Consider the following 14323-nt stretch of genomic DNA (forward strand, 5'->3'; position numbering starts at 1 on the left):
GGCTGCGGCCGTGCCCGTCATCGGCACGTCGCAAAACCGTAGGCGCGGGGTCAAGAAACCGTAAGGGTAGGAGTCAAGGAGCGCAGGCACCTTCCGTCGCGATTCGACGAAGGTTTCCTGAATGGCAACGCTCCGCGCTTCGCGCGCATGGACCCGGCGGCAATTCCTGGTCCGCTCGACCTCCAGCCTCGCCGTCGCCTCGCTCGGCACGCTCGCAACGCCACGCCTCAGCCGCGCCGCCGATCGGCCGCAGATCGCGGGCGGTATCCAGTCCGGCGACGTCTCTGGCGACTCCGCCGTGATCTGGGCGCACGCCGACCGGCCCGCGCGGATGCAGGTGGAATGCTCGTCCGTCGAGAGCTTCAAGACCATCATCGCGTCAGCTTCGCGCGACGCTGTGCTTGATGCGGATTTCACCGCAAAGCTGCTGCTGAACGATCTGCCGCCCGGCCAGGATATCTTCTACCGCGTGAGCTTCGACGACATCGCGACCGGCATTGCCGGCGAAAGCCGCGTCGGCCATTTTCGCACTGCGCCGGCCGCGGGCCGGTCGATCTCGTTCCTGTGGTCCGGGGATGTCGCGGGGCAGGGCTGGGGCATCGACATTTCGCGCGGCGGCTATAGCAGCTATCGCACCATGCTCGACAACCGTCCGGATTTCTTCATCCACTCCGGCGATCACATCTACGCCGACTGCACGGTTCCTTCCGAGCAGAAGCTGCCGAACGGCGAGATTTGGCGCAACCTCGTGACCGAGGAAAAATCCGAGGTCGCGCACACGCTGGCGCAGTTTCGCGGCAATTACAAATACAACCATCTCGACGAGAATTTTCGCGCCTTCCACGCCGAGGTGCCGATGTTCGCGCAATGGGACGACCACGAGGTCACCAACGACTGGTCGCCGGCCGGCAGCCATGACGAGGCCGGTCATGAGGACGACGGCACCCCGCGCCTGGTCGCGCGCGCCCGCCGCGCCTTCTTCGACTTCATGCCGATCCGCGATATCGGCGCGCCGCAAGGCCGGGTCTATCGCAAGATCGCCTACGGCCCGCTGCTGGACGTCTTCATGATCGACATGCGCAGCTATCGCGACGACAGCTGGAACAAGGGCGGCGATCACCGCGGCTGGATTTTGGGTGCCGAGCAACTCGCCTGGCTGAAGCGCGAGCTCGCGGCCTCGCGCGCGACCTGGAAGGTGATTGCGGCCGACCTGCCGATCGGCCTGGTCAGCCTGGACGCCGTCGCGCTCGGCGATGGGCCGCCCGACCGGCGCGAGCACGAAATCGCCGACCTTCTGGCCTCCATCAAGCGCGCTGGCGTGCGCAATATCGTCTGGCTCACCGCCGATATGCATTACACCGCCGCGCACCATTACGATCCCGGCAAGGCGCAGTTTCAAGACTTCGAGCCGTTCTGGGAGTTCGTCTCCGGCCCGCTGCACGCCGGCACCTGGGGCCCGGGCGAACTCGACAACACCTTTGGTCCGGTCGCGATGTACCAGAATGGCTGTAGCGCGGCGCAGGGCGAGAACCTCGCGCCCTGCTTCGGCCTGCAGTTCTTCGGCCGCGTCGACATCGACGGCGCCAGCGGCGTGATGACTGTGACCTTGAAGGACGTCGACAATTGCGACCTCTGGTCGGTCGATATCGTGCCGCAACAGCAGATCCGCCCGGCCGTGGTGGCGCAGCATTCGTGAGGGGCGGATACTCTGTGCGCGGGCCCCGCCATGACGAAGGATAGGCCTGGCGCGCCTCTAACCCGATCTTGATTGGCCGCGCTGCTCGTGCCGGGCTATGCTGCTCGCTCCCGCCACCTCTTTTCCATCACCAAAGAGTCTGCTCACGCGGCAACGCCGCGTGCATCCAGCGGGTTGAACGACGTCAGGAGCCTGTTCATGGACAATCTGAAGACCCAGGGCATCAGCATGCCCAAGCTCGGCCTCGGCACCTTTCGCATGCAGGGCGATGCGTGCCGTGCCGCGGTCGAGAGCGCGCTGTCGATCGGCTATCGCCACATCGACACCGCCGAGATGTACGCCAACGAAGAATCTATCGGCGCTGCCCTTGCCGCGGCTCGCCTGCCGCGCGGCGAGCTGCACGTCACGACCAAGGTCTGGCATGAGAACCTCAGCCCCGACGCGATCCGGCGTGCCTTCGATGCCAGCCTGAACAAGCTCAGGCTCGATCATGTCGATCTCTATCTCGTGCACTGGCCGTCGAAGGCTGCGAACTGGGGCGCGGTGTTCGAGACACTGATGAAGCTGAAGCAGGAGGGGCGCACGCGGGCGATTGGCGTTGCCAACTTCACCACGGCGCTGCTCAAGACCGTGGTCGAGGACATCAGGGCTCCGATCGCCTGCAACCAGATCGAATATCACGCGATGCTCGATCAATCGAAGGTGCTGGCCTATCTCGCCGCGAAGTCGATCCCGCTGGTGGCCTATTGTCCGCTCGCGCAAGGGCGCATTGCCTCGGACCCGGTGCTGGCCGAGATTGGCGCCAGGCACAACGCAACCGCTGCGCAGGTGGCACTGAAATGGCTGCTCGACCAGGACGGCATCGCCGCGATTCCGAAGGCCTCGCGCCGGGAGAGCCAGCAGGCCAATCTCGATGCGCTGAAGATCACGCTCGACGATGCCGACCGCAACAAGATCGCGGCGCTGCCGAAGGACCGCCGCTGTGTCAATCCGGGCTTCGCGCCGGCGTGGGATTAGCTTCGTTTCAAACGCGAATGGCAGGAATCGTAGGGTGGGCAAAGGCGCACTTGGGCCGTGCCCACCACCTCTCAATCACTATGGAAGCGGTGGGCACGCTTCGCTTTGCCCACCCTACAAGACTGACGACACGCAAAATGGCCCCGTGAGGGGCCATTTCCATATGCGTCTCGGTTAGTCCCAGTGATGGTGACGATGGCTGCGCTTGATCACCACGACCTTGTCGCGATGGTGGCCGCGATGCCAGCCGTAGTCGCGATGGCCGCGGAATTCGGCGCGGGCGCCGTAGGGGCCGTGATGGTGATGGTGATAGCCGTCGCGTTTGATCACCACCGTCTCCGCGTTCGCCAGCGTCGGCGCCGCGATCACAAGCGCACCCAGAGCCGCAACCACATAACCAAGCTTCTTCATGATGTCCTCCTCCAATCGAATGCACATTTAAACCGCGCATTCGCGCGAACGTTCCGGAGGAAACGCGGGAGAATTCTGAACAGCTGTTCAGGTGACTAATCGCAGCGTTGCTGCGCCGGCGTCGGCGCGCCGGTGGCGACGTATTTGCCGTCCCTGATCGTGTACTCGCCGCGCTCGCTGCGATTGTAGATCGCGCGCAGGCTGCCGTCCTTCGCCAGCAGCAGCCCGAACTCACGGGTCTGGTGCAGCGAGGGGAAGTACACCATCACATTGAGCAGGCCCTCGGCGCCGACCCTGGCCGACACGACCTCGTTCTCGTCCTTGGCCTCGCCGAAATTGCGCCGGTACATCACCCGGCCGTCCTTCCGGATTTCGTAAGTCAGGAGCGCGCCCTTGTCGCGGTCGGGCCGGACGGCGCAATCGACCGCCCACGAGCCGAGCAGGCCCCATTGCTCGACCGTCGCGGTCAACGTCTCGGCACCTGCCGTGGAGGTGATCGCCGCCCACAGCATCGCAGCCGCGATCCAGCGGCTCAAACAACGCGTCATGTCCTGAAGAAACCCCGCCTCGAAGAATTCCAAAGTGTAGCATTCCGCCCGCTTCCGTCCATGGCCGCCGCCGATCGCTCGCGAATTTGATCCGCGTCAATGAGGCCGGTCGTTTCCGGGGTAGGATGGCGTTTCCCGAAGGCGAACCTGGATAGACCAATGCTGAATCAAGTCATGGATTTTGCGGGCGAAGTGCTGCCGGGGAGCTGCGCCGTGCCGCCTTATTCCGAGACCGCGTTTCTGACCGAGCTGGGCGATCGCTTGCGGTCCTCGCGCATGCGCTGCGACCTGTCGCGCCGCGAGCTGGCTCGCCGTTCCGGGATTTCCGAGCGCTATATCGCACAGATCGAGGCCGGCAAGGGCAACGTCTCGATCGTCCTCTTGCTGCGGCTGGCCTCCGCGATCCACGGCAGCCAGCCACAGGCGGCCTGATCCGAGCATGATCCCGACCCGAAGGGCCGCGTCAGCGCAAACGGCGTAGCGGTTTTCCGGCAGGACCATGCCCAAACAATAAGGCTAGGCCCGCTTCTCCACATTGGCACTCCGGGCCGGGACGCCGAATTCCTTGCGGCACACCTCGGCCAGCACGGCGACGCCTTCGCGGATCTGCTGATGCGTCGGGCTTGCAAAGCACAGCCTGAGCCGCGAGCGGGAATGGCTCTTGTCGGTCGACCATTCCGGCCCCGGATTGATCGAGACGCCGGCGGCGAGTGCGGCCTGATAGAGTTTCAGCGTATCGACCTGTTCGGGCAGCTTCACCCAGAGGAAGATGCCGCCCTTGGGCTCCTCGAACTCGGCGGCCGTCCCGAACTGCTCGTTCAGTGCCTCCATCAGCGTGTCGAGCTTGGTGCGCAGCGCCTTGGTCAGGGCCGGCACGTGGCTTGCGAAATGCGGCTTGCAATAAGCGGCGAGCACCATCTGCTCCAGCGCCCCGGAGCCCGCATCCGTCTTCAGCGCCAGCATCCGCGACATCACCTCCCAGGGCGCCACGATGAAGCCGACGCGTAGCGCCGGCGCGATCGATTTGGAGAACGAGCCGATATGGATCACGCCGCCGCTCTCGCTCATCGCATGAATCGCCGGCGGCCGCTGTCCTGACCAGACGAGGTCGGCATAGCAATCGTCCTCGAAGACAGGCACGCCATACTCGGTCGCGAGCCGTACCAGCTCGGTGCGGCGGCTCTCGGGCATGATGCTGCCGGTCGGGTTCTGCACCGTCGGAATGGTGTAGATGTATTTCGGCCGGATCCCGCGACTCTTCAGGTCAGCCAGCGTCGAGGCCAGCGCGTCCATGCGCATGCCGTCCTTGTCGAGGGGGACGCCTGCTACAATGACGCCGAGCCGTGCCAGGCGGGTCAGCGAGCCCTGATAGCTGTCCTGCTCGAAGATCACGGTGTCGCCGCGGGTCAGCAGCGTCGCGTTGACGAGGTCGAGCGCCTGGAGCGAGCCGGACACGATCAGGAGATCGTCGACGGTGCAGGTGATGCCGGCATCGCGCTTGAGCTTCGTCACCAGGAATTCGCGCAAGGGCAGGTAGCCCTGCGGGCCATGCGCCAGCCCGTAGGTCGCGAGCGACCGGCCTTCGCGCTGTAACGCTGAGGTGGTCGCCTCGATCAGGCCCTCGAGCGGCAGTTGCTCCGAATCGTTGTTGCCGCCCACGAAACTGTACTTGGCAAGGCCCGTCCAGCGCGCGGAAGGGGCCGGCAGCCCTGCCGGAAACAGGGGTGCGAAATCGAAGCTGGACGTCATGGGGGCGTTCCTCGTTTTGTTCTTGTTGAGCCCGCCGGCGTTGCGCCGGCCAGCCTTACTTCTTGCCAGCCGTCCTAGTCGGACGGCCCTGGCTGATGAAAGCGTAATGCGCATTGGCGACGCCGCCAACCATCAGGGCCTCGACCACGGGCTCGGCGATCTCGCCTGTCGCGGCCCAGTCGACCAGGAAATTGGCCCCGGTCCCGCCGCGGACGTCATCGGTCGGAATGAAGATCGAGACGGTGGCAAGTGGCCTCACGGCCACCGGCGTCTTCAGATAGCTCTCGACCTGCTTGCCTGCGGTGTCGAAATAGGCGATGCGTTTGATCACCAGTGCTTGCGTCTCGGAGGCGTTGTGAACACTCAAGGTCACCGAGAAGTCGACGCGCAGCTTGCCCTGGCTCATTGCGACGCTGGAATAGGCAGGCACGTAGAATCCACCGGAGATTGCGAGTTCCTCCTTCGGCAGCGCGATGAGGGAATCGGCGAAGTTCTGTTCAATATTGACCTTGGATTGTGCGGCGGCGGGCACGGCAAAGGCGAGGGGGCATAACAGCATTGCTGCGAACAGCCCTTTTCGCATGTGACGAATTGCTCGCTTGCCGCGCCGCAACCCGTCTCTAGGGTGCGGCAAAACGGACCAATTTGGCATGCACGAGCTCATTCGCGACATCACTCTCTGTATTCTGTTTGCCTGGATGCTGGGCCTGCTCGCCCATTTCTCCCGGCAGCCGCTCATTCTGGCCTATCTTATCGCCGGCTTTTGCATAGGTCCATTCGGCGCCGGCTGGGTCCATTCGCAGGAATCGATCGGCGTCATCTCCGAGCTCGGCCTGATCTTCATGCTGTTCATGATCGGCCTGGAGATCGACCTGAAGAAGATCGTGCGGGCGGGAAAGGTGATCCTGTTCGCGGCGGGCGGCCAGCTGCTCGGCGGCTGCCTGCTCGGGGTCCTGTTCTTCGTCGGCATCGGCCTGTCGCTCGGCGGCGGGCACTTCGATGCGGTCTATCTCTGCGTCGCCTGCGCGCTGTCGAGCACCGTCATCATCGTCAAGGTGCTCTACGAGAAACGCGAGCTCGACACGCTGCCAGGGCGTATCACGCTCGGCGTGCTGGTGCTGCAGGACATCTTCGCCATCCTGTTCCTGGCGGTGCAGCCGAGCCTTGCCAATCTGCAGGCCAGCGTCATCCTGCTCTCGATCGGCCGTGTCGCGGTGCTGGTCGCCGCAGCTCTGCTGATCAGCCGCTACGTGCTGCCGCGGCTGTTCCACCAGATCGCCCGGCGGCCCGAGCTGATCCTGCTCGGCGCGCTGGCCTGGTGCTTTCTCGTCGCCGAGACCGCCGAGCGGCTGTCGCTGTCGCGCGAGATGGGCGCCCTGATCGCCGGCGTCTCGCTCTCGACCTTTCCCTACGCGCTCGACGTCACCGCCAAGGTCACCACGCTGCGCGACTTCTTCATCACCCTGTTCTTCGTCGCGCTCGGCATGACCATTCCAGTCCCCGGCCTCTCCGTGATCGGGCTGGCGCTGATGATCGCGGCTTTCACGGTCGTGAGCCGCCTCGTCACCACCTTCACGCCGCTCTATCTGATGAAGCAGGGCCTGCGCGCCAGCCTGTTGCCGGCGCTGAACCTCGCGCAGATCTCCGAGTTCTCGCTGGTGGTGATCCAGACCGGCGTCGCCGATCACCATATCTCAGCGCAGACGGCGAATGCCGCCTCCTTCGCCTTCGTGGTGCTCGCGGTGCTCTCGACCTTCGCGATGAGCCGCAGCGACGAGATCACCCGCTGGGCGATCGGCCCCCTGAAGCGGATCGGCCTGCGCGACCTCGACCACGGCAACGGCCATGCCGAGGAGGGGCATGAGGGCGGCCATGGCGAGGCCCGCCGTATCGTCATCCTCGGCTTTTTCCGTGCGGCGAGCGCGCTGCTGGCCGAGATCGAACGGCAGACGCCGGTGCTGCTCGAGCAGATCACCGTGGTCGATTTCAACCCCAATGTGTACCAGACGTTGCTGTCGCGCGGCCTGCACGTGATCTATGGCGACATCAGCAGCGCGGATACGCTGCTCCATGCCGGCGTCGGCAAGTCCGAGATGATCATCCTCAGCGTGCCGGATTCGCTGCTGAAGGGCGCCAGCAACGAGAAGCTGGTCCGCCACGTCCGCGCGCTCAATCCGACCGCCCTGATCGTGGCCACGGCCGATCTCCTGTCGGACGTGGAGGAGCTCTATGCGGCCGGCGCCAGCTACGTCACCGTAACCCGGCTCAGCGACGCTCATGAGCTGTTCACGGTCATTGAGGCCGCGCAGGCCGGCCTGCTGACCGACAAGCGCGCCGAGCTCGACCAGCGGCTCGGCGAGCGCCGCGAAGTGCTACCCTGACGGGGACCGGCCGCCTTCCACCCCGGCAATCCGCGCCTATATCCCTGGTATCTTCGGTGCAAGCCTGTCCACCTTGGCAGACCTGCCGTCAGGCATATGCGGTTGCGTCCAGGACACTAGCGCCCCGGCCCAAGTCCGGCTAAGCCTCCCGGCATAACCGATAGAGATTGGGACATGCCCGATAGCGTCCAGGAAGTCTTGCAGGCCTTTGCCCGGGGTGAGCTCGTGGTCGTCACCGACGACGAGGACCGTGAGGGCGAGGGCGATCTGATCGTCGCCGCCTCGCTCTGCACCGCCGAGAAGATGGCGTTCATCATCCGCCATACGTCAGGCATCGTCTGCGCGCCTGTGACCACCGAGGACGCGCGCCGCCTGCGGCTCGATCCGATGGTGGCCCACAACGATTCCGCGCACACCACCGCCTTCACGGTGTCGATCGACTACAAGCCCGATGGCGGCACCGGCATCTCCGCCGAGGAGCGCGCCTCCTGCTGCCGCGCGCTGTCCAATCCCAATGTCGGCGCCAATGATTTCGCCCGGCCCGGCCACATCTTCCCGCTGATCGCCAAGGATGGCGGCGTGCTGCTGCGCTCGGGCCATACCGAGGCCGCCGTCGATCTCTGCAAGCTCTCCGGCCTGCCGCCGGTCGGCGTCATCAGCGAATTGATGAACGACGACGGCAGCGTGATGAAGGGCGAGCAGGTCGCCCGCTTCGCCGCCCAGCACAAGCTCAAGCATGTCACCATCGCGGACATGATCGCCTACCGTCAGGCGCGCGAGAAGCTGATCGAGCGGGTCTCGACCTTCGTCACCGAAAGCCCGATCGGCCCCTTGCAGGGCTATGCCTATCGTTCGCCGTTCGATTCCATCGCCCACGTCGCTTTCGTCTACAACGGCGTCGGTGACGGCAAGAACGTGCTGACGCGCTTTCACAAGCCGAACATCGTCAAGGACACTTTCACGGGCCACAAGCGCATGGCGACGGTGCTCGAGCACTTCAAGAAATCCGGCCGTGGCGTTCTGGTTTATCTGCGCGACGGCGCTGCCGGTGTCCCCGTGGCCCCGCTGCCCGACGAGAGCGCGACGGAGGCAGACCGCAACCGCCAGTGGCGCGAAGTCGGCGTCGGCGCGCAGATCCTGCGCGATCTCGGCGTCACCTCGATCCGGCATCTCACCTCGTCGGTGCACGACTACAAGGGCCTGTCGGGCTTCGGCATCGAGATCGTCGCCAACGAGCAGCTCGAAAGCTGACGAGGCCGTTGCTGGGTTCGCGCCGTTGCGCGCCCCGGAATGACCGAAACCAGGATGCAATTGCACTTGTTGCCGCGGCGCTTTAGTTTGTCGGGCAAATTTTGACGGAACCAGACGAAAGGACGTTTCATGAGCGTGCGCCCTCAGGCCAAGGACAAGCCGGCTGCGGCTTCTTTCCAGTGGGACGATCCGTTCCTGCTCGACGAGCAACTCACCGAAGACGAGCGCATGGTGCGCGACACCGCCCGCGCCTATGCCCAGGACAAGCTGCTGCCGCGCGTCACCAAGGCCTATCTCGAAGAGACGACCGATCGCGAGATCTTCAACGAGATGGGTGAGCTCGGCCTGATCGGCATCACGCTGCCGGAGGAATATGGCTGCGCCAATGCGAGCTATGTCGCCTATGGCCTGGTCGCGCGCGAGATCGAGCGGGTCGATTCCGGCTATCGCTCGATGAACTCGGTGCAGTCCTCGCTGGTGATGTACCCGATCTACGCCTATGGCGACGAGAACCAGCGCAAGAAGTACCTGCCGAAGCTCGCCAGCGGCGAGTGGGTCGGCTGCTTCGGCCTGACCGAGCCTGATGCCGGCTCCGATCCGGCCGGCATGAAGACCCGCGCCGAGAAGGTTGCGGACGGCTATCGCCTCACCGGCAGCAAGATGTGGATCTCGAACGCGCCGATCGCCGACGTGTTCGTGGTGTGGGCCAAGTCGGCGGCGCACGATAACCAGATCCGCGGCTTCGTGCTGGAGAAGGGCATGAAGGGCCTCTCCGCGCCGAAGATCGGCGGCAAGCTGTCGCTCCGCGCTTCGATCACCGGCGAGGTCGTGATGGACGGCGTCGTGGTTCCGGAAGATGCGCTGCTGCCCAACGTGTCCGGCCTGAAAGGCCCGTTCGGCTGCCTCAACCGCGCTCGTTACGGCATTTCCTGGGGTGCGCTCGGCGCCGCCGAGGACTGCATGCATCGCGCCCGCCAGTACACGCTCGACCGCAAGCAGTTCGGCAAGCCGCTCGCCGCGACCCAGCTCGTGCAGAAGAAGCTCGCCGACATGGAGACCGAGATCGCGCTCGGCCTGCAGGGCTCGCTTCGCGTCGGCCGCCTGATGGACGAGGGCAAGTTCGCGCCCGAGATGATCTCGATCATGAAGCGCAACAATTGCGGCAAGGCCCTCGACATCGCCCGCGTCGCGCGCGACATGCACGGCGGCAACGGCATCTCGGCCGAGTACCACGTGATGCGCCACGTCCATAACCTCGAGACGGTCAACACCTACGAGGGCACGCACGACGTCCATGCGCTGATCCTCGGCCGCGCCATCACGGGCATTCAGGCGTTTTTCTGATTTGATTCTCCGTCATTCCGGGGCGATGCGAAGCATCGAACCCGGAATCTCGAGATTCTCTGGTGCGCAATTGCGCACCAGAGTTCGCCCTTTGGGCGCCCCGGAATGACGTCAAAGAACAAAGAAGAAGCCATGTCCGACAATGACGACGTCCCGTTCAACCGCAACTTTCCGCTGAAGCCGGGCGTCGTCGAGGAAGTCCGGCCCGGCGTGCGCCGCGTGCTCTGTAACAATCCGAGCCCGTTCACCTTCACCGGCACGGTCAGCTACATCGTCGGCAAGGGCAATGTCGCGATCATCGATCCCGGTCCGGACGATGCGGCCCATGCGGCCGCGCTGCTCGATGCCGTGCGCGGCGAGACGGTGAGCCATATCTTCGTCACCCACACCCATCGCGACCATTCGCCGAACACCGCGCGGATCAAGCAGGCGACCGGCGCACCGGTTTATGCCGAGGGCCCGCACCGGGCCTCGCGCCCGCGTTTCGAGAGCGAGAAGCACAATCCGGAATCCGGCTCCGATCGCGACTTCGTACCCGACATCCGGATCGCCCATGGCGACGTCGTCGAAGGCGACGGCTGGCGGCTCGAGGCCGTGGCGACGCCGGGGCACACCGCCAATCATCTGGCATTCGCCTGGCCGGAGCGAAAGTTCAACTTCGTCGGCGATCACGTGATGGGCTGGTCCACCTCGATTGTGGCGCCGCCCGACGGCTCGATGATCGACTACATGGACTCGCTCGATCGGCTCGCCGCACGCGCGGAGGATCTCTACTTCTCCGGCCATGGCCCCGAGATCCCCGACGGCCAGCGCTTCGTGCGCTTCCTGATCCGTCATCGCAAGGCACGCGAGGCCTCGATCCTGCATCGCCTCGCCAAGGGCGAGACCGACATCCCGACCATGGTCCGCGCGATCTATATCGGCATCGATCCGAGGCTGACGACGGCCGCCGGCTATTCCGTGCTGGCGCACCTGGAAGACCTGGTCGCCCGCGGCGTGGTGGCGACGGATGGCGATCCCGTGATCGGCGGGACATATCGGATGGCCTAGCTCGTCATTCCGGGGCGCCGCAACGCGGCGAACCCGGTATCCAGAGGTTGCGGCGCGAGATCCTCAGGTGCGCAATTGCGCACCAGAGTTCGCGCTAATGCGCGCCCCGGGATGACGCTCTATCGCGTCACTTCTTCACCGTCTTTGCCGGCGCCTTCGGTGGCGCCACCGGGGTCTTCTTCACCGGCTTGAGCGCGTCGGCATCGGCGGCGGTGTTGAGATCGTCGATGAATTTCTTGACGCGCGCGGCATTGCTGCCGAGATCGCTGTCGAAATTGCGCGAAGCCGAGCGGATGTCGACGCGGGAATCATCGCCGTCCGGCACGAACCTTATCGAAATGTCCTCGCGAAAACCCATGATCGGCGTGCGCGCCACCGCCTCGATACGGCCGATGCGGCGCGGCGGCTGCGGTGCTCGCTCGTCGATGACGATCCATTTGCGCTTGTTGACGAGCTGGAGCGCGATCGCATAGGCGCGGTCGACGGAAATCTCGAGCTCGATGGGCTCGATATCAGGGTAGAAATGGCGCTGCTGCTCCGCCGAATAGAGGCCGGCATAGACCGCGGTGTTGGTGCCCTCGCCGGTGCGCAGGCGCGCCAGCGCGTCGAAACGCGGCGGATCGATCGGGTCGGTGGTGATGTCGTAGATCGCCGGCAGCTTGCGATATTGCAAGGCCAGATAGGCGGGATAGGCGAGGATCGCCCCGTCGATCAGCAAAGCGAGCAGGATGCGCGCCATGCCGCGCGAGCCGTTCTGCCAGATCGCGGCAAAGCCGGCGAGCCCGAACAGGATCGACAGGCCTGATATCGCGAGCCCGCCGAAGAAGGTCGCAAGCGCCGGCTTCGGCTCCAGGAAATCGAAGCGGACGATTATGATCGAGACCACCACCGCCACCACCGCGAACACGGCCAGATTGCGCGCCCAGCTCGCGAGGCTGGACACGGGCTCCGACTGATAGGGAGCGGAAAACCTGCGGGCCATCGAGTGAGCTCTGCCGGGGTTTGGCGATGCCGGCCGATCTGGCGCGACGATGGGCCGTTGAGACCACGGCGCGGGGGCAAATTCAAGGGAGACCGGGCTGTTACTGCCCGTCATTCCGGGGCGATGCGGAGCATCGAACCCGGAATCTCGAGATTCCGGGTCTGGTCCTTCGGACCATCCCGGAATGACAGTGCGTGGCTTAGCGCGCTACGCCGCCGCGTTCGGGAAGCGGTAATCCTTGAACTGGTCGCGCAGCGCGGTCTTCAAGATCTTGCCGGTGGCCGTATGCGGAATACCGTCGACGAAGGCGACGTCGTCGGGCATCCACCATTTGGCGATCTTGCCGTCCATGAATTTCAGGATGTCCTCGCGGGTGGCCTGCTGACCCTGCTTGAGCTGCACGATCAGGAGCGGCCGCTCGTCCCATTTGGGGTGGAACACGCCGATCACGGCGGCTTCCGCCACGGCCGGATGGCCGACCGCGAGGTTTTCGAGGTCGATCGAGGAGATCCACTCGCCGCCGGACTTGATCACGTCCTTGGAGCGGTCGGTGATCCGCATGTAGCCGGCCTCGTCGATGGTCGCGACGTCGCCGGTGTCGAAGAAGCCGTCCTCGTCGAGGATGTCGGTGTCGATCCGGAAATAGGCCTTGGCGACGGCCGGGCCTGAGACCTTGAGGCGGCCGAAGGTCGTGCCGTCCCAGGGCAGTTCCTTGCCGGCATCGTCGGTGATCTTCATCTCCACCGCGAAGGGCGCATAGCCCTGCATCTGCAGCACGTCGAGCCGCGCATCGCCGGTGGCGTTCTGGAACGGCGGCTTCAGCGCCGCGACGCTGCCGATCGGGCTCATCTCGGTCATGCCCCAGGCGTGACGCACGTTCGAGCCCATGTCGAGGAAGGCCTTGATCATTGAGCGCGGCATCGCCGAGCCGCCACAGATCACCATCTTCAGTTCCGGCAGCTTGAGATTATTGGCACTCATGTGCTGGAGCAGCATCAGCCACACCGTGGGCACGCCGGCGGTGTGCGTCACCTTCTCGGTCGAGAGCAGCTCGTAGACCGAGGCGCCGTCGAGCTTGGCGCCGGGCATGACCAGCTTGGTGCCCTGCGAGGGCGCGGAGAAGGCGATGCCCCAGCTGTTGGCGTGGAATAGCGGAACCACCGGCAGCATCGTCTCGGACGCACTGGTGCCGAGCGCGTCGACATTGTTGGCCATCAGCGCATGCAGCACGTTGGAGCGATGCGAATACAGCACACCCTTCGGGTCACCGGTCGTGCCCGACGTGTAACACATCGCGGCTGCCGTGTTCTCGTCAAAGTCCTTCCATTTGAATTTGCCGTCGGCCTCCGCAATCCAGTCCTCGTAGGCGACCACATTCTTCAGCGTCGTCTGCGGCATGTGCGCCTTGTCGGTGAGCACGACGTAGCGTTCCACGCTTGTCAGCTTGTCGGCGATCTTCTCCAGGACCGGAACGAAGGTGATGTCGGTCATCACGATGCGGTCCTGCGCATGGTTGATGATCCAGGCGATCTGCTCGGGGAAAAGGCGGGGATTGACGGTATGGCAGATGGCGCCGATCCCCATGATGCCGTACCACACCTCGAGATGGCGCCAGGTGTTCCAGGCAATCGTTGCGACACGGTCGCCGAGCTTGATGCCGTCGCGCTCCAGCATCTGCGAGACCTTGAGCGCGCGCTTGTGGATCTCGGCGTAATTGGTGCGATGGATCGGTCCCTCGACCGAGCGAGTAACCACCTCCTGCTTGCCATGAATTTTGGCGGCGTGTTCGATGATCCGGTGGCAGAGCAGGGGCCAATCTTGCATCAAACCAAGCATTCCGACGTTCCTCCGAGAAGTCGCTGGGCGCGTTGTCGCTCTCAGCGTTGGGCCAAAG

The 14323-nt window shown here is 64.7% G+C and carries 13 protein-coding genes; 7 read left to right on the forward strand and 6 right to left on the reverse strand.

All coding sequences use genetic code 11. The features are described 5' to 3' along the window. Window positions 1-121: 121 nt before the first annotated feature. On the forward strand, window positions 122-1696 hold the full coding sequence (locus CV770_RS16000) for an alkaline phosphatase D family protein (RefSeq protein ID WP_104462983.1): 1575 nt from the start codon (window positions 122-124) through the stop codon (window positions 1694-1696). 198 nt (window positions 1697-1894) lie between these two features. Continuing rightward, entirely contained in the window at window positions 1895-2713 is an 819-nt protein-coding gene (locus CV770_RS16005; RefSeq protein ID WP_104463011.1) for an aldo/keto reductase, read from the forward strand. A gap of 174 nt (window positions 2714-2887) precedes the next feature. Here the strand turns inward: CV770_RS16005 and CV770_RS16010 are convergent, their stop codons facing one another. Together CV770_RS16010 and CV770_RS16015 are read right to left on the reverse strand one after the other, a co-directional pair. Further along, entirely contained in the window at window positions 2888-3124 is a 237-nt protein-coding gene (locus tag CV770_RS16010) for a hypothetical protein (protein WP_104463012.1), read from the reverse strand. Window positions 3125-3219: 95 nt separating this feature from the next. Beyond that, window positions 3220-3672, reverse strand: a complete 453-nt coding sequence (locus tag CV770_RS16015; protein ID WP_104463013.1) for a hypothetical protein — start codon at window positions 3670-3672, stop codon at window positions 3220-3222. Window positions 3673-3831: 159 nt separating this feature from the next. On the opposite strand from CV770_RS16015, the gene CV770_RS16020 reads away from it, so the two are divergent. After that, window positions 3832-4104: a helix-turn-helix domain-containing protein gene (locus CV770_RS16020; RefSeq protein WP_026202606.1), complete on the forward strand. Its 273-nt coding sequence runs from the start codon at window positions 3832-3834 to the stop codon at window positions 4102-4104. An 84-nt stretch (window positions 4105-4188) separates the two neighbouring features. Here the strand turns inward: CV770_RS16020 and CV770_RS16025 are convergent, their stop codons facing one another. Beyond that, entirely contained in the window at window positions 4189-5421 is a 1233-nt protein-coding gene (locus CV770_RS16025; RefSeq protein ID WP_104462984.1) for an aminotransferase-like domain-containing protein, read from the reverse strand. A 55-nt stretch (window positions 5422-5476) separates the two neighbouring features. Continuing rightward, window positions 5477-6004 (reverse strand): DUF3124 domain-containing protein, encoded by a 528-nt coding sequence (locus tag CV770_RS16030; RefSeq protein WP_201759876.1) that lies wholly within the window; start codon window positions 6002-6004, stop codon window positions 5477-5479. Window positions 6005-6071: 67 nt separating this feature from the next. Here CV770_RS16030 and CV770_RS16035 point away from each other — a divergent pair, with 67 nt between their 5' ends. The 4 genes from CV770_RS16035 (at window position 6072) to CV770_RS16050 (ending at window position 11447) form a co-directional block, all read left to right on the forward strand. Further along, window positions 6072-7802, forward strand: a complete 1731-nt coding sequence (locus CV770_RS16035) for a cation:proton antiporter domain-containing protein (protein WP_091964759.1) — start codon at window positions 6072-6074, stop codon at window positions 7800-7802. Window positions 7803-7976: 174 nt separating this feature from the next. Then, entirely contained in the window at window positions 7977-9053 is a 1077-nt protein-coding gene (ribB, locus tag CV770_RS16040) for a 3,4-dihydroxy-2-butanone-4-phosphate synthase (protein ID WP_091964758.1), read from the forward strand. A gap of 129 nt (window positions 9054-9182) precedes the next feature. Next, a complete protein-coding gene (locus CV770_RS16045) occupies window positions 9183-10397 on the forward strand; it encodes an acyl-CoA dehydrogenase (RefSeq protein WP_104462986.1) in 1215 nt (404 codons plus the stop codon). A gap of 132 nt (window positions 10398-10529) precedes the next feature. Further along, on the forward strand, window positions 10530-11447 hold the full coding sequence (locus CV770_RS16050) for an MBL fold metallo-hydrolase (protein WP_104463014.1): 918 nt from the start codon (window positions 10530-10532) through the stop codon (window positions 11445-11447). A gap of 127 nt (window positions 11448-11574) precedes the next feature. Here the strand turns inward: CV770_RS16050 and CV770_RS16055 are convergent, their stop codons facing one another. Together CV770_RS16055 and CV770_RS16060 are read right to left on the reverse strand one after the other, a co-directional pair. Next, on the reverse strand, window positions 11575-12429 hold the full coding sequence (locus tag CV770_RS16055) for a DUF1499 domain-containing protein (RefSeq protein WP_091964755.1): 855 nt from the start codon (window positions 12427-12429) through the stop codon (window positions 11575-11577). A gap of 207 nt (window positions 12430-12636) precedes the next feature. Further along, window positions 12637-14265 (reverse strand): fatty-acid--CoA ligase, encoded by a 1629-nt coding sequence (locus CV770_RS16060; protein WP_091964754.1) that lies wholly within the window; start codon window positions 14263-14265, stop codon window positions 12637-12639. Window positions 14266-14323: the final 58 nt, after the last annotated feature.

This window comes from Bradyrhizobium sp. AC87j1 (assembly GCF_002936975.1).
GTDB classification, from domain to species: Bacteria; Pseudomonadota; Alphaproteobacteria; order Rhizobiales; family Xanthobacteraceae; genus Bradyrhizobium; species Bradyrhizobium shewense.